17 protein-coding genes, 1 tRNA gene and 1 pseudogene are annotated in these 18,142 nt (G+C 66.6%); all 19 read left to right on the plus strand.

All coding sequences use genetic code 11. The annotated features are described in order from the left end of the window. Positions 1-135: pseudogene (tuf, locus tag K8612_RS11560) on the plus strand (elongation factor Tu); the annotation flags it as partial. A 94-nt stretch (positions 136-229) separates the two neighbouring features. Continuing rightward, entirely contained in the window at positions 230-394 is a 165-nt protein-coding gene (gene rpmG / locus K8612_RS11565) for a 50S ribosomal protein L33 (RefSeq protein ID WP_002617522.1), read from the plus strand. A gap of 22 nt (positions 395-416) precedes the next feature. Further along, a tRNA-Trp gene (locus K8612_RS11570) sits at positions 417-492 on the plus strand. An 88-nt stretch (positions 493-580) separates the two neighbouring features. Further along, positions 581-1,024 (plus strand): preprotein translocase subunit SecE, encoded by a 444-nt coding sequence (secE, locus tag K8612_RS11575; protein WP_223741317.1) that lies wholly within the window; start codon positions 581-583, stop codon positions 1,022-1,024. Continuing rightward, positions 1,024-1,572, plus strand: coding sequence for a transcription termination/antitermination protein NusG (gene nusG / locus K8612_RS11580; protein ID WP_014397772.1), 549 nt, complete (start codon positions 1,024-1,026; stop codon positions 1,570-1,572). Before secE ends, nusG begins: the two co-directional genes overlap by 1 nt. Before the next feature lie 108 nt (positions 1,573-1,680). Beyond that, the gene (gene rplK, locus K8612_RS11585) at positions 1,681-2,127 is read left to right on the plus strand and encodes a 50S ribosomal protein L11 (RefSeq protein WP_120596209.1); all 447 of its coding nucleotides are present in this window, start codon (positions 1,681-1,683) and stop codon (positions 2,125-2,127) included. Positions 2,128-2,155: 28 nt separating this feature from the next. Then, entirely contained in the window at positions 2,156-2,869 is a 714-nt protein-coding gene (gene rplA, locus K8612_RS11590) for a 50S ribosomal protein L1 (RefSeq protein WP_223762317.1), read from the plus strand. A 397-nt stretch (positions 2,870-3,266) separates the two neighbouring features. After that, a complete protein-coding gene (rplJ, locus tag K8612_RS11595; RefSeq protein ID WP_206793013.1) occupies positions 3,267-3,788 on the plus strand; it encodes a 50S ribosomal protein L10 in 522 nt (173 codons plus the stop codon). A gap of 89 nt (positions 3,789-3,877) precedes the next feature. Next, positions 3,878-4,249 (plus strand): 50S ribosomal protein L7/L12, encoded by a 372-nt coding sequence (rplL, locus tag K8612_RS11600; RefSeq protein WP_120587545.1) that lies wholly within the window; start codon positions 3,878-3,880, stop codon positions 4,247-4,249. A gap of 181 nt (positions 4,250-4,430) precedes the next feature. Further along, positions 4,431-8,657 carry a DNA-directed RNA polymerase subunit beta gene (rpoB, locus tag K8612_RS11605; RefSeq protein WP_223741319.1) on the plus strand — a complete coding sequence of 1,409 codons (4,227 nt, stop codon included), beginning with the start codon at positions 4,431-4,433 and terminating at the stop codon, positions 8,655-8,657. A 139-nt stretch (positions 8,658-8,796) separates the two neighbouring features. Beyond that, positions 8,797-13,008, plus strand: coding sequence for a DNA-directed RNA polymerase subunit beta' (gene rpoC, locus K8612_RS11610; protein WP_223741320.1), 4,212 nt, complete (start codon positions 8,797-8,799; stop codon positions 13,006-13,008). Positions 13,009-13,186: 178 nt separating this feature from the next. Continuing rightward, positions 13,187-13,648 (plus strand): hypothetical protein, encoded by a 462-nt coding sequence (locus K8612_RS11615; protein WP_223762318.1) that lies wholly within the window; start codon positions 13,187-13,189, stop codon positions 13,646-13,648. Positions 13,649-13,752: 104 nt separating this feature from the next. After that, positions 13,753-14,103: a phasin family protein gene (locus K8612_RS11620; protein WP_223741322.1), complete on the plus strand. Its 351-nt coding sequence runs from the start codon at positions 13,753-13,755 to the stop codon at positions 14,101-14,103. After that, positions 14,100-14,861, plus strand: coding sequence for a lytic transglycosylase domain-containing protein (locus K8612_RS11625; RefSeq protein ID WP_223741323.1), 762 nt, complete (start codon positions 14,100-14,102; stop codon positions 14,859-14,861). The genes K8612_RS11620 and K8612_RS11625 overlap by 4 nt, the downstream gene beginning before the upstream one ends. Positions 14,862-15,022: 161 nt before the next feature. Further along, positions 15,023-15,703 carry a hypothetical protein gene (locus K8612_RS11630; protein ID WP_223762319.1) on the plus strand — a complete coding sequence of 227 codons (681 nt, stop codon included), beginning with the start codon at positions 15,023-15,025 and terminating at the stop codon, positions 15,701-15,703. A gap of 23 nt (positions 15,704-15,726) precedes the next feature. Then, positions 15,727-16,191 (plus strand): social motility and stimulation tgl protein, encoded by a 465-nt coding sequence (locus K8612_RS11635; protein WP_171413696.1) that lies wholly within the window; start codon positions 15,727-15,729, stop codon positions 16,189-16,191. A 23-nt stretch (positions 16,192-16,214) separates the two neighbouring features. Further along, a complete protein-coding gene (gene tgl / locus K8612_RS11640) occupies positions 16,215-16,973 on the plus strand; it encodes a social motility TPR repeat lipoprotein Tgl (RefSeq protein ID WP_223741325.1) in 759 nt (252 codons plus the stop codon). Between the two features lie 21 nt (positions 16,974-16,994). Next, on the plus strand, positions 16,995-17,381 hold the full coding sequence (locus K8612_RS11645; RefSeq protein WP_120568121.1) for a RodZ family helix-turn-helix domain-containing protein: 387 nt from the start codon (positions 16,995-16,997) through the stop codon (positions 17,379-17,381). 9 nt (positions 17,382-17,390) lie between these two features. Continuing rightward, positions 17,391-18,125, plus strand: coding sequence for a DNA repair protein RecO (gene recO, locus K8612_RS11650; protein ID WP_120587552.1), 735 nt, complete (start codon positions 17,391-17,393; stop codon positions 18,123-18,125). Positions 18,126-18,142: the final 17 nt, after the last annotated feature.

An 18,142-nucleotide genomic window follows, 5' to 3' on the forward strand; every position in this document is an offset into this window, starting at 1 on the left:
GTCATGCCGGGCGACAACATCGCCATCGAGGTGGAGCTCATCACCCCGGTCGCGATGGAGAAGGAGCTCCGGTTCGCCGTCCGCGAGGGTGGCCGTACGGTGGGCGCCGGCGTCGTTGCGGAGATCATCGCCTAGTCGGCTTCCCGCCGACCGGCTTTCACGGGCACTGAGTTGCGGAGGGGAGGGCTGCTTTTGTAGCCTTCCCTTCTCGCATCTGGTGAAATGAACCATGCCTAAGGGTAACCGTTCCATCATCTCGCTCGAGTGCACCACGTGCAAAGAGCGGAACTACACGACCACGAAGAACAAGCGGAAGAGCCAGGACAAGCTTGAGCTGAGCAAGTTCTGCCCTCGCTGCCGCAAGCACACGGACCACAAGGAAGGCAAGGTCTAGGTCGTCGGTTTCATGAAGGTTTAGGCCAGTAGCTCCAACGGTAGAGCAGCGGTCTCCAAATCCGCGTGTTGGGGGTTCGAATCCCTCCTGGCCTGCCAGCTTCAGTACAGGGACCCCCGGTACCGAGCGGTGCCGGGGGTCCCTGCCTTTTCGCAGTCCCGCTTCCGCAGTCCCTCGTGAGGCACCATGGCGACGGCATCTGAGGCCAGCCAGCAGGCTAACCGCTCGGGCATCGACCCCAAGCGGCTCGTGGTCATCTTCTATCTCGTCTCCGGCATCGTCCTGGCCCTCTTCCTGGAGCACGTCTTCGGGTTGCTCTGGAGCCGGTTCGGCTGGAGCGACGCGGAGCTCTTCGAGGGCCTCGGCTGGCGCGTGTCGACCCTGGTGGGCTACGCGGCCGGCCTGGCCGTGGTGCTGGCGGCCTACTTCCACCCTCGTACGCACGCCCTCTCCATCGACGTGGCGTCCGAGCTGATGAAGGTCACCTGGCCTACCTGGTCGGAGACCCGCGCATCGACCATGGCCGTGGTCGTCGCCTCGCTGGTGGCGGCCGTTCTTCTCTTTTGCATCGACACCGTCGCCTACAACTTGATGGTGGAGTGGCTGCCTGCGCTGTGGGGGAAGCTGTAATGGCGAAGAAATGGTTCACGGTCCAGACCTACTCGAACTACGAGAACCAGGCGAAGAAGAACCTGGAAGAGCAGGTGCGCCTCAAGGGCCTGCAGGACCAGGATCTGATTGGTGAGATCCTCATCCCCATGGAGCAGGTCGTGGAGATGGTGAACGGCGAGAAGAAGACCACCCGCCGCAAGCTGTTTCCGGGCTACATCTTCGTCCAGATGGAGCTCAGCGACACCACCGTCCACCTGGTGAAGAACACCTCCAAGGTGACGGGGTTCCCGGGCGTCGGCCAGAACGAGCAGCCCCGGCCCATGTCGGACCGCGAGGTCGAGCGCCTCACCGCGCAGGTCACCGAGGGCGCCCACAAGGCCAAGCCCAAGGTCCAGTTCGAGACCAGCGACACGGTGCGCGTCATCGATGGCCCGTTCGCCAACTTCAATGGCACCGTGGAAGAGGTCAACCCGGAGAAGGGCCGCGTGCGCGTGCTCGTCAGCATCTTCGGCCGTGCGACCCCCGTGGAGCTCGACTTCATGCAGGTGGAGAAGACCACCGGCTAGTTTCACAAGTCTTCCGCGCCCGGGTGACGGGCGCGGATCAACGGGTGGGAGGGTCGCCCCGTCTGGCGGCCCGTCGGAACCACCCTCTCGAAAGGCAGCAGTCCGCCGATGAAGAAGGTCACAGGTCAGGTCAAGTTGCAGATCCCCGCCGGCAAGGCGAACCCCGCCCCGCCGATTGGTCCCGCGCTCGGTCAGCAGGGCGTGAACATCATGGAGTTCTGCAAGCAGTTCAACGCCAAGACGCAGGCGGAGGCCAAGGAGGGTCTGATCATCCCGGTGATCATCACCGTGTATCAGGACCGCTCCTTCACCTTCATCCTGAAGACCCCTCCCGCCGCCATCCTCATCAAGAAGGCCGCGGGTCTCCACACGGAGAAGAAGAAGGGTTCGGGCGCGAAGAAGCCGGGCAAGGAGAAGGTGGGGCAGATCACCCGCAAGCAGCTCGAGGAGATCGCCAACAAGAAGATCCAGGACACCACCGCCGCGTCCATCGAAGCCTGCATGAACACCATTGCTGGCACCGCGCGCTCCATGGGCATCGACGTCGTCGGCTAGCCCGCCCTCTCTCTCAAGGATTCCTGCAATGGCTAACTCCGGAAAGAAGTTCCGCGCGTCCAACGAGCTGGTGGACCGCAACAAGCGCTACCCCGTCGCCGAGGGTTTCGCGCTGCTGAAGAAGACGGTCGAGGCCCGCGCGACGAAGTACGACCAGACGGTCGACGTCGCCATCAACCTGGGCGTGGACCCGAAGCACGCGGACCAGATGGTCCGTGGCGCCGTGGTGCTCCCGCACGGCACCGGCGCCACCGTGCGCGTGGCCGTGTTCGCCAAGGGTGAGCGCGCCACCGAGGCCACCAACGCCGGCGCGGACATCGTCGGCGCCGAGGACCTCCAGAAGCGCATCGAGGAGGGCTTCCTCGACTTCGACACCGTCATCGCGACGCCGGACATGATGGGCATCGTCGGCCGCCTCGGTAAGGTGCTCGGTCCCCGCGGCCTCATGCCGAACCCGAAGGTCGGCACCGTGACCATGGACGTCGCCAAGGCCATCCGCGACTCCAAGGGCGGTAAGGTGGACTTCCGCGCGGAGAAGGCGGGCATCGTCCACGCCAAGATGGGCAAGGCCTCCTTCGCCTCGGACAAGCTCGAGGCGAACTTCAACGCGCTGGTGGACCTGGTGATGAAGCTCAAGCCGGCCACCGCCAAGGGCGTGTACCTGAAGGGCATCGCCATCTCGACGACCATGGGGCCGGGCATCAAGCTCGACACCCAGGAAATCCTGGCGCGTCACCGCTAATCGCGGGTGTCAGGACGGGCAGGGAAGGGTGCGCTCCCTCACAGGGAGCGCCAGTCCTGTCGCCCGGAGAACGTCATCCAGATAGAAAGTGCTGGATCTTTGCGAAAGCCGGGGGTATAGGCCCCCGGCTTTTGCAATTGGAGCGCCATGTCGAGAGACGCGGCGTTCCGACCTGGTTCATGACAGCAGGGACCTGGATTGGGGAAGGCGCGTCCGTTGGGAACCGGGCAACCGGTCGGGCCGTCCATCCGCTCCTGGTTCAAACGGCCGCAAGGCCAGCCCTGCCGAGACTGGAGGTGCGGTGTGGTGCCTCTCGGAGGCTCCTCTCTCGCTCTGCCACTTTGGCCCAGGCATCACGCCCGACCGTCAAGTCGGGCCATGAAGGAGGTGAGTCAAGGTGCTGAAGAGCGAGAAGGAAGAGATGATCAAGGAGCTTCACGAGAAGTTTTCGCGGACCAAGACCGCGGTGCTCGTGGAGTCCTCCAAGGTGAACGTCGAGACCGTCACCAAGCTGCGTCGCAAGTTCCGCGAGGGCAAGGTCGAGTACAAGGTCATCAAGAACACGCTGGCGCGCCGTGCCGCTCAGGGTACGACCGTCTCCGCGATTTCTGATGACTTCACCGGTCCCGTGGCGCTGTGCATCAGCTACGACGACGAGGTGGCTCCTGCGAAGATCCTGATGGATTTCATCAAGGACATGGAGACCATCAAGGTCCGTAGCGCCGTCGTCGCCGGTAACAAGGTCGACGCCAACGGCGTGAAGGCGCTGGCGAAGCTGCCGGGCCTCAATGAGCTGCGCGGGATGTTGCTCGGCATGCTCAACCAGCCTGCAGGCAAGCTGGTCCGGACCATCGCGGCCCCCGGGTCGCAGCTCGCGCGCGTCATCCAGGCGCACGCGGACAAGGCGCAGGGGCAGTAATCGTCCCGAGAAGTTTTTCTACCGCAACCTCTTCGGCCGAGCCGCCCAAATGGGTCGCCGGCCGTTAGTCAACCAGAAGGAACAGTTCCATGGCCGATTTGAACGCGATTGCTGAAGAACTCTCGAAGCTCACCGTCCTCGAGGCGGGCGAGCTCGTGAAGCTGCTGGAGAACAAGTGGGGCGTTTCCGCCGCCGCGGTGGCCGTTGCCGCCGCCGGCCCCGCCGCCGCCGCCGCTCCTGTCGAGGAGAAGACGGAGTTCAACGTGGTGCTGGCGAACGCCGGCGCCAACAAGATCAACGTCATCAAGGAGATCCGCGCCATCACCGGCCTGGGCCTGAAGGAGGCCAAGGACCTGGTCGAGGGCGCGCCCAAGACGGTCAAGGAAGGCGTCAACAAGGACGACGCCAAGAAGATCAAGGACCAGCTCACCGCGGCTGGCGCCACCGTCGAGATCAAGTAGTTCTGTACAGGGGCTGCCCTGTTCTTCCGGGAAATCCCGGGTAGCCGCCTGATCGGATGAGCAGGCCGGCGCTCCCTTTGCTGGGGCGCCGGCTTTGCCCATTTGACATTTGCCAAATTTCCCGGCGCCGCCGCGCGTTACTGAAGTTTGCCCCGCCCGAGCAGCCGTCCCCGGAGACCGAATGCCGACGCAGATCCAGAACAATTTCCGCGTGCGGAAGACCTTCGCGAAAATCGCGAAGATCATCGACATTCCCAATCTCATCAACATCCAGAAGCAATCCTACGAGAAGTTCCTCCAGGCCGACATCGCCCCGGAGAAGCGTGAGGACCTTGGCCTTCAGGGTGTCTTCAAGTCCGTCTTCCCGATCCGGGACTTCAACGAGACCTCCTCGCTGGAGTTTGTGAGCTATCACCTGGAGAAGCCGAAGTACGACGTCGATGAGTGCCACCAGCGTGGAATGACCTACTCGGCGCCTATCAAGGTCGTCGTGCGCCTAGTCGTCTGGGACAAGGACGAGGAGACCGGCGCCCAGTCCATCCGCGACGTGAAGGAGCAGGAGGTCTACTTCGGCGAAATCCCGCTGATGACCCAGAACGGCACGTTCATCATCAACGGCACCGAGCGCGTCGTGGTGAGCCAGCTGCACCGCAGCCCGGGTGCGTTCTTCGACCACGACAAGGGCAAGAGCCACTCGTCGGGCAAGCTGCTCTACAACGCCCGCATCATCCCGTACCGCGGGTCGTGGATCGACTTCGAGTTCGACCACAAGGACCTGCTGTACGTGCGCATCGACCGGCGCCGCAAGCTGCCGGCCACCGTGCTCATCCGCGCCCTGGGCGCTGTCGGCGACACGGCGAAGAAGAACCCGCTCGACTTCAAGGGTTCCACCGAGGAAATCCTCAACTACTACTACGCCACCGAGACCATCTACCTGCAGAGCGCCGCGGACTTCGAGAAGTCCGTCGAGCTGGAGCTCCTGCCGGGTCAGCGCGCCACGCGCGACATCAAGACCAAGTCCGGTGAGCTGATCGTCAAGAAGAACCGCAAGTTCACCCGCGCCGCCATCAAGAAGCTCGAAGCGGCGAAGATGACCAAGCTGCCCATCGACGCGGACGAGCTCTTCACCAAGGTGTCCGCCTACGACGTGGTGGACGAGAACACCGGTGAGGTCATCCTCGAGTGCAACGAGGAGGTCTCCCAGGAGAAGGTGGACGAGCTCCTCAAGCGCGACATCAAGGAGTTCAAGGTCCTCTTCATCGACAACCTCAACGTGGGCCCGTACCTGCGTGAGACGTTGATGTTGGACAAGATCGAGTCGCCCGAGCAGGCCATCATGGAGATCTACCGGCGCCTGCGCCCGGGTGATCCCCCGACGCCGGAGACGGCGACGAACCTGTTCAGCAACCTGTTCTTCAACCCGGAGCGCTACGACCTGTCCAAGGTCGGCCGCCTCAAGCTGAACTTCAAGTTCAGCCTCGAGGAGCCCCTCGACGGTCAGATCCTGACCAAGCGCGACATCCTGGAGGTCATCCGCTACCTGATCGACCTGAAGAACGGCAAGGGCACGATCGACGACATCGACCACCTGGGCAACCGCCGCGTCCGCGCGGTGGGCGAGCTGCTGGAGAACCAGTACCGCATCGGCCTCGTCCGCATGGAGCGCGCGATCAAGGAGCGCATGAGCCTCCAGGAGATCGAGACGCTCATGCCGCACGACCTGATCAACGCCAAGCCGGTGACGGCGGTGATCAAGGAGTTCTTCGGGTCCAGCCAGTTGTCGCAGTTCATGGACCAGACGAACCCGCTCTCGGAGGTCACGCACAAGCGCCGTCTGTCCGCGCTCGGGCCTGGCGGCCTCACGCGTGAGCGCGCGGGCTTCGAAGTCCGCGACGTGCACCCGACGCACTACGGCCGCATCTGCCCCATCGAGACGCCGGAAGGCCCGAACATCGGCCTCATCGCGTCGCTGTCGACCTACGCGCGCGTCAACGAGTTCGGCTTCGTGGAGACGCCGTACCGCAAGGTGGACGCGGGCAGCGTCACGGGGGACGTGGCCTTCTACTCGGCGCTCGAGGAGGAGAAGCACACCATCGCCCAGGCGAACGCGGAGACGGACAAGAAGGGCAAGTTCGTCAACGCGCTGGTGCAGAGCCGCCGCAGCGGCGAGTTCGTCCAGGTCAAGGCCGAGGACGTGGACCTGATGGACGTGTCCCCGAACCAGTTGGTGTCGGTGGCCGCCTCCCTCATCCCGTTCCTGGAGAACGACGACGCGAACCGCGCGCTCATGGGCTCCAACATGCAGCGCCAGGCGGTGCCGCTCCTGCGCACCGCGGCCCCGCTCGTGGGCACGGGCATCGAGGCCATCGTCGCGCGCGACTCGGGCGTGACGTGCGTGGCCCGCCGTGACGGCATCGTGGAGTCCGTGGACGCCAGCCGCATCGTGGTGAAGGCGGACGCCAACGCGGCCCTGAGCGACGTGTCGAGCGAGGTCGACATCTACAACCTGCTCAAGTACCAGCGCTCCAACCAGAACACGTGCCTCAACCAGAAGCCCATCATCCGCAAGGGTGACCGGGTGAAGAAGGGCGACGTGATCGCGGACGGTCCGGCCACCGAGACCGGTGAGCTGGCGCTGGGGCAGAACGTGGTCGTCGCGTTCATGCCGTGGCAGGGCTACAACTTCGAAGACTCCATCCTGCTCAGCGAGCGCATCCTCAAGGAGGACGTCTTCACGTCCATCCACATCGAGGAGTTCGAGTGCATCGCGCGCGACACCAAGCTGGGCAAGGAGGAGATCACCCGCGACATCCCGAACGTGGGTGAGGAAGCCCTCAAGGACCTGGACGAGAGCGGCATCATCCGCATCGGCGCCGAGGTGAAGCCCGGCGACGTGCTGGTGGGCAAGATCACCCCGAAGGGCGAGACCCAGCTCTCCCCTGAAGAGAAGCTGCTGCGCGCCATCTTCGGTGAGAAGGCCGGCGACGTGCGCGACAGCTCCCTGCGCGTGCCCCCGGGCGTGGTCGGCACCGTCATCAACGCCAAGGTGTTCAGCCGCAAGGGCGTGGAGAAGGACGAGCGCGCCAAGCAGATCGAGTCCATGGAGGAGGCGAAGCTCCTCAAGGACCAGAACGACGAGATCAAGGTCCTCCAGGACTCCGCGTACAGCCGCCTCCGCGGGCTGGTCCGCGGCAAGGAGGTCCAGGGCAAGCTCGTGGACGACAAGGGGAAGATCCTCCTGAAGAAGGGGGACATCCTCAACGACGAGCTGCTGGCCACGGTGCCGTACAAGTACTGGGGCGAGATCTCCGTCGGTGATCCGCTGGACGCGCGCCTGCGCGACATCCTGCGCAACCTGGAGGAGACGAAGGAGGCCGTGAAGCTGGCCTTCGGCGAGAAGATCGCCCGCATCAAGAAGGGCGACGAGCTCCCCCCGGGCGTCATCAAGATGGTGAAGGTGTACGTCGCCATCAAGCGCAAGCTGGCGGTGGGCGACAAGATGGCCGGCCGCCACGGCAACAAGGGCGTCGTGTCCCGCGTCCTCCCCGAGGAGGACATGCCGTACCTGGAGGATGGCCGTCCTGTGGACATCGTCCTCAACCCGCTCGGCGTTCCGTCCCGCATGAACATCGGGCAGATCCTCGAGGTCCACCTGGGCTGGGCCGCGAAGGGCGTGGGCGAGCAGCTCCAGCGCTACATCGAAGAGAACTTCAGCGGCGAGCAGCTCAAGAAGCAGTTGAAGACCGTCTACGACGACAAGGCCTTCGGCGACTTCGTGGACGGCCTGTCCGACCAGGAGGTCCAGGACCTCTGCCGCCGCCTGAAGAAGGGCATCCACGTGGCGACGCCGGTGTTCGACGGCGCTCGCGAGACGGAGCTGCACGCCCTCTTCGACGAGGGCCGGCTGCCGCGCTCCGGTCAGATGGTGCTCTTCGACGGCCGCACGGGTGAGCCGTTCGACCAGAACGTCACCGTGGGCGTGATGTACATGCTCAAGCTGCACCACCTGGTGGACGAGAAGATCCACGCCCGTTCCATCGGGCCCTACTCGCTCGTCACGCAGCAGCCTCTGGGCGGCAAGGCCCAGTTCGGCGGTCAGCGTCTGGGCGAGATGGAAGTCTGGGCGATGGAGGCCTACGGCGCGGCGTACACGCTGCAGGAGTTCCTCACGGTCAAGTCGGACGACGTGGTGGGCCGCACGCGCATGTACGAGGCGATCGTCAAGGGCGACAACGTCCTGGAGTCCGGCCTGCCTGAGTCGTTCAACGTGCTCCTCAAGGAGCTCCAGTCGCTGGCCCTGGACGTGGAGCTGCTGGAGAGCGCGCCCCCGGAGCGGCAGCGCAGCTTCGGCGGTGACTTCCTGGGCGGCGGCGACGGCGAGGACCGGAAGTCGGGGACCGAGGCTTAAGGCCTAGGCCTTTTCAAAGAAGCCGGTGCGCCCGCCTGACCGGCTGGCTGCTCCCTCGTGGAGGGAGCGGCTGGCCGGGCGCAGGGCGGGGGCCCGAAACGTTTGGCGCCTGAGGCGCTCATAAGTTTTCGGAGGCAACGTGAAGGACATTTTCAACTTCTTCGAGAAGCCGAAGGACCCGCTGTCGTTCAACGCCATCCGCATCGCGCTGGCGTCGCCCGACAAGATCCGCCAGTGGTCGCACGGCGAGGTGAAGAAGCCGGAGACGATCAACTACCGCACCTTCAAGCCGGAGCGGGACGGCCTGTTCTGCGCCCGCATCTTCGGGCCGGTGAAGGACTACGAGTGCAACTGCGGCAAGTACAAGCGCATGAAGCACCGTGGCGTCGTGTGCGAGAAGTGCGGCGTGGAGGTCATCCAGTCCAAGGTGCGCCGTGAGCGCCTGGGACACATCACGCTGGCCACGCCCGTGGCCCACATCTGGTTCCTCAAGTCGCTGCCCAGCCGCATCGGCAACCTGCTCGACATCACCCTCAAGGAGATGGAGAAGGTGCTGTACTGCGAGAGCTACATGGTCATCGACCCCAAGGCGACGCCGCTCCAGAGGGGCGAGCTGATCTCCGAGGAGAAGATGCACCGGCTCTTCCAGGAGCACGGTGAGGACTCGTTCAGCGCGGGCATGGGCGGCGAGGCCGTCCGCGAGATGCTCAAGTCCCTGGACGTGGAGAAGCTGTCCGAGGAACTGCGCAAGGACATGCGCGAGACCACCAGCGAGGCGAAGCGGAAGAAGTACGCCAAGCGCCTGAAGGTGGCCGAGGCGTTCCGCTCGTCCGGCAACAAGCCGGAGTGGATGATGCTGGACGTCATCCCGGTCATCCCGCCCGACCTGCGTCCGCTGGTGCCCCTGGACGGCGGCCGCTTCGCGACCTCCGACCTCAACGACCTGTACCGCCGCGTCATCAACCGCAACAACCGCCTCAAGCGGCTGCAGGAGCTGAACGCGCCGGACATCATCATCCGCAACGAGAAGCGGATGCTCCAGGAGGCCGTGGACGCGCTGTTCGACAACGGCCGCCGCGGCAAGACGATCACCGGCCCGAACAAGCGGCCGCTGAAGTCGCTGTCCGACATGCTCAAGGGCAAGCAGGGCCGGTTCCGCCAGAACCTGCTCGGCAAGCGCGTGGACTACTCGGGCCGCTCCGTCATCGTGGTGGGCCCCGAGCTGCGCCTGCACCAGTGCGGCCTGCCGAAGATCATGGCGCTCGAGCTCTTCAAGCCGTTCATCTACAACAAGCTCGAAGAGAAGGGCTACGTCACCACCATCAAGTCCGCGAAGAAGATGGTGGAGAAGGAGCGTCCCGAGGTCTGGGACATCCTCGAGGACGTGATCCGCGAGCACCCGGTGCTCCTCAACCGCGCCCCCACGCTGCACCGCCTGGGCATGCAGGCCTTCGAGCCGGTCCTCATCGAGGGCAAGGCCATCCAGCTCCACCCGCTGGTGTGCGCCGCGTTCAACGCGGACTTCGACGGCGACCAGATGGCCGTGCACGTGCCGCTGTCCATCGAAGCGCAGATGGAAGCGCGCGTGCTGATGATGTCGACGAACAACATCCTCAGCCCCGCGAACGGCAAGCCCATCATCGTCCCGACGCAGGACATGGTGCTCGGCATCTACTACATGACGCGCGCCCGCGAGTTCGCCAACGGTGAAGGCCGCGTGTTCTCGTCTCCGGACGAGGTGCGCGCCGCGTACGACCACGGCGAGGTGCACCTGCAGGCGAAGATCGTCTGCCGTATCGACGGGAAGCGGAAGGAGACTACGGTCGGCCGCGTGCTGCTGTGGGAAGTCGTTCCGCGCCGCGTGGGCTTCGACGCCATCAACAAGGTGCTCGACAAGAAGTCGCTCGGTAACCTCATCGACCTCTGCTACCGCCTCACGGGCGAGAAGGAGACGGTGCTACTGGCGGACCGCGTCCGCAGCGCGGGCTACTTCCACGCGACCCGCGCCGGTATCTCCATCGCGCTCAAGGACATGATCATCCCTGCGAAGAAGCAGGAGTTCCTGGACTACGCGCGCAAGGAAGTGTCGGAGATCGAGAACCAGTACCTGGAAGGCCTCATCACCGACGGTGAGCGCTACAACAAGGTCATCGATATCTGGGCGGAGATCACCGAGAAGGTCGCCCAGGAGATGATGCAGCAGATCTCCCAGGACGAGGCCAGCGGGGACGTGGACGGCAAGCGCGTGACGCGCAAGCAGCCGTCGTTCAACCCCATCTACATCATGGCCGACTCCGGTGCCCGCGGCAGCGCCCAGCAGATCCGCCAGTTGGCGGGTATGCGCGGCCTGATGGCGAAGCCCTCCGGCGAAATCATCGAGACGCCCATCACGGCCAACTTCCGTGAAGGCCTCTCCGTGCTCCAGTACTTCATCTCCACGCACGGCGCCCGCAAGGGTCTGGCGGACACGGCGCTCAAGACGGCGAACTCCGGTTACCTCACCCGCCGTCTCGTGGACGTGGCGCAGGACGCCATCATCAACGAGTACGACTGCGGCACCATGGACGGTCTGTTCATCGGCGCCCTGGTCGAGGGCGGCGAGATCATCGAGCCGCTGGGTGAGCGCATCCTGGGCCGCGTGGCCCTGGACGACATCCTCGACCCGGTGACGGGCGAGGTGCTGGTGCGCGCCAACGAGGAGATCGACGAGGACCGCGTCCGCCGCATCGAGAACAGCGGCCTGGACAAGGTGAAGATCCGCTCGGTGCTCACCTGCCAGGCCAAGCGCGGCATCTGCGTGGAGTGCTACGGCCGTGACCTGGCGCGTGGCCGCAAGGTGTCCGTGGGCGAGGCCGTGGGCGTCATCGCGGCGCAGTCCATCGGTGAGCCGGGTACGCAGCTCACGATGCGCACCTTCCACATCGGTGGCGCGGCGACCCGTCGCGCGGAGCAGTCCAGCCTGGAGAACCGTTACGCGGGTTCCGTGAAGTTCGCGGGCCTGAACACGGTGCAGAAGGCGGACGGCACGCTGGTGGCCATGAACCGCAACGGCGAGATCGTCATCGTCGACGAGTCGGGCCGCGAGCGCGAGCGCTACCAGATCATCTACGGCGCCCGCATCCTGGTGAAGGAGAACCAGAAGCTGGAGCCGGGCGTGCTCCTGGCCGAGTGGGACCCGTTCGCCATCCCCCTGCTCACGGAAGTGGGCGGTGTCGTGCGCTACGAGGACATCATCGAAGGCGTGACGATGTCCGAGACGCTCGACGAGGTGACGGGCCTGTCGCGCAAGACGGTCATCGAGTCGAAGGACCCGGAGGCGCGTCCGCGCGTCACCATCCGCGACGCGGCCGGCAACGTGAAGGACCTGCCGTCCTCCAAGAACCAGGCGAGCTACTTCCTGCCCCAGGGCGCGATCATCACGGTCAACGACCAGGATGAGATCTCCGCGGGCGAGGTCATCGCCAAGGTGCCGCGCGAGACGACGAAGACCAAGGACATCACGGGCGGTCTGCCCCGCGTGGCCGAGCTCTTCGAGGCGCGCAAGCCCAAGGACGCGGCGGCGATCGCGGAGATCGACGGCGTGGTGTCCTTCGGCAAGGACACCAAGGGCAAGCGCAAGCTCATCATCACCCCCGAGGTGAGCGGCGAGCAGCGCGCGGACCTGGCCAAGGAGTACCTGATCTCCAAGGGCAAGAGCATCAACGTCCACTCCGGCGACCGCGTGAAGGCCGGCGAGGCGATGATGGACGGCGCGGCCAACCCGCACGACATCCTCAAGGTGCTGGGCGAGAAGGAACTCGCGCGCTACCTGGTGGACGAAGTGCAGGAGGTCTACCGACTGCAGGGCGTGAAGATCAACGACAAGCACATCGAGACGATCGTCCGGCAGATGCTGCGCCGGGTGCGCGTCACCGACGTGGGCGACACCAACTTCCTGGTCGACGAGCAGGTCGAGAAGTGGGTGTTCGAAGAGGAGAACGAGAAGGTCATGTCCGAAGGGAAGCGCCCTGCCGTGGGCGAGCCCCTGCTGCTCGGCATCACCAAGGCGTCGCTCTCCACCGAGTCGTTCATCTCCTCGGCGTCGTTCCAGGAGACCACGAAGGTGCTCACCGAGGCCGCCATCAACGGCAAGGTGGACTACCTGCGCGGCCTCAAGGAGAACGTCATCATGGGCCGGCTCATCCCCGCCGGCACGGGCCTGCCGAACTACAAGCACCTCGACATCGAGGTGGAGAGCCCCACGGACGAGGTCAACGAGATGGAGGCCGCCCTGGCCGCCACCCACGGCGACACCGGCCCCCTGGCCCCTCCGCCGTCGCGGCCGGACACCCGGTCCACCGACGTCGCCTAGTGCTTGCGTAGGGAGCGTCCCTGACGCTTCGTGAGTCCGCCGCCGTCCTGGTGTCATGCCGGGGCGGCGGCTTTCTCGTTTTGCACACTTCGTTTCCTGTTTGCTTGACAGCATGTCGCGGTGCGTTATCTTGACGCATCACGTTATGAGACCCGGAACACCCGGGGGGGAGCGCGACATGGCGACGACGACTGAGAAGGCTGACGCGAAGACGGGCGTGACGCAGAACGTGGAGGCCTACCTGAAGGGGCGGTTCTCCGAGGCGCAGAAGCGGTTCCAGGGCCTGGAGGGGGAGGCGAACAAGGCCTTCCGTGCGCTGGAGACGCGGGGCCAGGTGGCGGCGAAGGAGGTCCAGGCCCTCTGGACGAAGGTGCAGGCCGCTGAGCTGCGCGCCGACCCCCGGGTGCAGGAGCTTGGCAAGAAGGTGGACGCCGCGGGCGTGGAGCTGCGCAAGCGGCTGGATGGGCTCCAGACGAAGGTCGTGGAGGCGGTGGGAGTTGCCAGCCAGTCCCAGGTGGAGCAGATCACCCGGGAGCTGGACCGCCTTTCGAAGAAGCTGGATGTGCTCCTGAAGCCCACCCGTCGTGCCCACCGGACGACCAAGAATTCGGGCAGCGGGGCGTCTTCTCCGCGGGCCTGAGCAGCGTTTTCATCACCCATGGGGTGTGCTTAGGTCGCAAACCCCTTTGAATGCCCAGGGTTCCTTCCATTGGAAGGGCCCGGGGTAACTCCCGGAGCGACTTCATGGACAACAACACCGAGGCCCCCCGAGAGAAGACCTCCGTGGCGGAGGCATTCGAGCGGATCTGGAGCCAGGCGCTCCTGGCGGTGAACACGGCGGAGGAGGAGGCTTCCCGCGCCGTGCAGCGCGTGGCGTCCGTCGCGGGCTGGAGCCAGGACGAGGTGAAGCGCCAGGCCCGTGAGTTCGCGGAGCGGCTGACGGGGCACCGCAAGGACCTGGAGCACAACGTGGAGGAGCGGGTCCGCACGGCCCTGACCCTCCTGAAGCTGCCGCGCCGCGAGGAGCTGCAGGCATTCGGAGCCCGCCTGGAGCGTCTGAGCGAACGCATCCAGGCCCTGGAGCACCGCAAGTGAGTGGACCCGCCGCCTCGGGCGGCAGGTCGTTGGGAACGCGGTTCTTCGCGGGGCTGCATGCCCTGAGCAGCGGGTGCTCCCGGCTCCCGCTGCTCGCGGGCGTGGCGCTCGTGGTGTCCGCGCGGGTGGTGCCCCTCCTGGAGGAGTCCGCCCCCCAGCCCGTGGTCCCCGAGGTGGTGGCGCAGGAGGCCGTCTCCGAGGAGGCGGCCCTCATCGACGCCGTGCTGGCCAAGCGCGCCCCGGACCTGGGGCTCACGCTGCGCCGGCGGCTGGGGCAGGCCATCGACGAGGAGTCGCGCCGCACGGGGTATGACCCGCTGCTGGTGCTGGCCCTCATCGACGTGGAGTCCGACTTCGAGGAGGAGTCCGTCTCCGAGAAGGGCGCCCGGGGCCTGATGCAGATCAAGCCCAGCACGCTGCACTTCCTGGCGGAGAAGGAGGGCCTGCGGCTGTCGCGCGAGGAGGTGGTGGCGGATCCCGCCGTCTGCGTGCGCCTGGGCATCCGCTACCTGCGCAACCTGCAGGGCCGCTTCGGCGGCGACCTGGACCTGGCGCTGATGGCCTACAACGCCGGCCCCACGCGCATCCGGGACGCCATGAAGGCCGGGGAGCTGGAGAAGTTCCGCCGCTACCCCCGGGCCGTGCGGCGCGACTTCCGCCGCTTCCGCGAGGGCCATGGCTTGGGCGGGGACTGGGCGCTCGCGCAGCGCGAGCTGCCTCCGCCGGCGCCCGACGAGACGCCGACCGCGGCGCCCTGACGGCCTCCGCGGCCGGACTGGAAGACGGGCCCCCGGGTGAATGTTCGGGGCGGCGGAGCGCTCCAAGGTGGGCCGTCCCCGCCTTGTCCCGCTCCCCCGGGTGCGCTAAGTCGTTCGCAAGCTCCCGGGACTGTTGAGGATTCCCAGGAGGAATGCCCGCCATGCCCCGTCCATCCGCTCGAATCGCCATCACCCTCGCGGCCTCGCTCGTCCCCATGCTGGCCCTGGCCGGTTCGGTCTTCCTGAACGGCGTGAAGATCGACGGGGTGACGAACACGCGCTTCGAGAAGGCCACCGTCCGCATCGACGCGGAGGGCAACGTCCACATCGACGCGCCGGGGTACGCCGCCCGCGTGACGACCGTGACGCCCACGCCCTCGCCCCCGCCGCCTTCCACCGCCACGCCTCCGGCCGCCGCGCCCCTGGACGCGGGCGTCGCCGCGCAGGCCCCCGCGCCCGCCGCTCCCGCGACCGCGCCGGGGCGCATCACCCAGCGCTACTGGCTGGTGACGGAGCAGACGACGCCGGGCATGACGGAGTTCGACATCGACGTGTACGTGAACTCACGCTGGCTGCGCCGTTTGCGCAACAACGAGGACCAGGTGGTGGTGGACATCACCAGCCAGTTGCGTCCTGGCGCGAACGCGGTGACGCTGATTGCCCGCAAGCAGAGCGCGGGCAGCCGCCGGAGCACGTCCCCCGGGAACGTCTTCAAGGTGATCATCGGCGAGGGGAACGAGGGCGGCGGCAACGTGATGATTGACACGCCCCTCATCCGCTTCCAGAAGACGGCTGCGGACTCGCAGGACGCGACCGAGGAGTTCACCCTCACCACCCGTTAGGGTGCGCGGGAAGGGAGACGACGGTGTTCACCATCGACGAGCGCTACCGGGGCCTTCCCGCCAACCGCGACCAGGTGCTCGCGCTGCACCTGTCCCTCAACGCGCCGCACGTGGCCATCCCCGGCAAGCAGGCCGGGCCCGCGCAGGCCTTCGTGGTGGGGCTGCGCGGCGGTCAGGGCGCGGGCGTCTTCGTGTACCTGTACCTCGTGGAGGCGGGGGACTGCGCGGTGTACGTGTCCGGCCGGCGCATCCAGTCCGCGGATGAGCTGCGCGAGGACGAGGACGACGCGCTCGCGTTCGTGGAGTCGCTGGGCTTCATGATGGACAACGCGAACTGGCGGGCCGCGGCCCCCGCGCAGCAGGACGAGTGGCTGAAGACGCTGCCCGTGTTCTTCCGGGAGCCCACGCTCGTGCCCGCCGTGAAGGCCCGCGCCGAAGAGAAGCGCAACGTCGCCACCACCCTGGGCCGCTTCCTGGCCGCGTTCTGACCCTCCACCCCGGATTGGCACCCATGTCCCGCATCACTTCCTCCTGCTTCCTCGCGTTCGCGCTCGCGTCGGCGGGCTGTGCGCACGTCCCCACGGAGAAGGAGCGCCAGAGCTCGGAGATCCACTACGACCTGGGCGTGCAGGCGCAGCAGCTCGGCCATGTGCAGGACGCGCTCGCGGAGTACCAGAAGGCGCTGGAGAAGAACCCGGACAACGCGGAGGCCCACAACGCGGTGGGCCTGCTGCTGCACCTGTCCTTCCGGCGGCTCGACGAGGCGTCGTCCCACTACGAGAAGGCGCTGAAGCTGCGGCCGACCTTCTCCGACGCGCGCACCAACCTGGGCAACCTGCGGCTGGACCAGGGGCGCTACGACGACGCCATCAAGCTGTACGAAGAGTCGCTCAACGACATGCAGTACCGCTACGGCTTCTCCGCGCAGGGGAACATGGGCTGGGCGTTCTACAAGAAGGGCGACACGGCGAACGCGCTGCAGAACATCAAGGCCGCCGTCACCACCAACCCGGACTTCTGCCTGGGCTACAAGAACCTGGGCATCATCTACGACGAGACGGGCAAGACGGAGGACGCGTGCCGGCAGTTCGGGCGCTACCGTGAGAAGTGCCCGGACGTGGCGGACGCCTACCGCCGTGAAGGCGTGTGCCAGGCGAAGCTCGGGCGGGTGGACGAGGCGAAGAAGGCCTTCGCGGACTGCGAGGCCAAGGCCCAATCCAACGAGCAGGAGCTCAAGGAAGACTGCCGCTCACTGCTGGACCACCTCTAGCCGCGGGGGCCCCGAAAGACCGTGGACCACGTCGACTTCGGCAAATACCTCAGCCAGCAGCGCGAGCTTCGCGGCCTGTCTCGCGAGGACGTCTCCCGGGAGACGAAGATTCCCCCCAGCCTCGTCGCGGCGCTGGAGGCGGGGCAGGTGGAGCGGCTGCCCGAGCGCGTGTTCGTGCTGAACTACATCCGCGCGTACGCGCAGGTCATCGGCCTGTCGCCGGAAGAGGCGGCGCTGCGCTACGAGGAGGTGGACCGGGCGGTGCCCGCGCCTTCGCCGGCACAACTCGAGAAGGCGCGGCGCAAGCGGGCGTACGTCATCCTGGCCGTGCTGCTGGCGGTCCTGCTCCTGGGCGCGGGGCTGTTCCTGGTGCTGTCCGGGAAGCTGCCGCCCCCCGCCGCGCGTTGAAGAGGGATCATGGAGCGGTACGCCGACGACGCGTTCGTGCTGTCCACGGTCGACTACGGAGAGTCCGACCGGCTGGTGACGCTGCTCACGCGTGAGCACGGCAAGCTGACCGCGTTCGCCGCAGGCGCGCGCAAGAGCAAGCGCCGGTTCGCGGGGGCGTTGGAGCCGTTCATGCGGCTGCGCGTGCAGCTCGTGGAGACGCGGGGCAGCACGGTGCGGATCGACTCGGCGGACATCGTCGCGGGCTTCTACGCCGCGCGCGAGGACCTGTCGCTCATCGCCCGGGCGCTCTACGCGGTGGAGCTGTGCCGCGAGCTCACGCGCGAACACGAACCGCACCCGGAGCTGTTCGAGCTGGTGGAGGGCTACCTGCACCGGCTGGACGCGAAGGAGGCGGGGCCCACGTCGCTGCTCGCGTTTGAGCTGGCGGCGCTGGCGCAGGCGGGGTTGATGCCGCGGTTCGACTCCTGCTCGCTGTGTGGCGGTCTGCCCGGCGAGCGGCCCCGGTTCGACCAGGGGCACGGTGGCGCGGTGTGCGAGCCGTGTGGCGGGCGCGCGCGCGACTCGGTGCCGGTGCCGGTGGCGCTGCTGGCCGGGCTGCGCTCGCTTCAGGAAGGGCAGCGCACGCCGCTGCCCGCGGACCTCCGCGCTCGGGCGCGGGGGCTGCTCAACGTCTTCATCGCGCACCACGTGGGCCGCAAGCTCAAGAGCGTGGACTTCATGGCGCAGGTGGGCCTGGACTGACAGGCAGCGCGCGGTCC

The sequence above is a fragment of the Corallococcus sp. AS-1-6 genome, assembly GCF_020037015.1.
Taxonomy (GTDB): Bacteria; Myxococcota; Myxococcia; order Myxococcales; family Myxococcaceae; genus Corallococcus.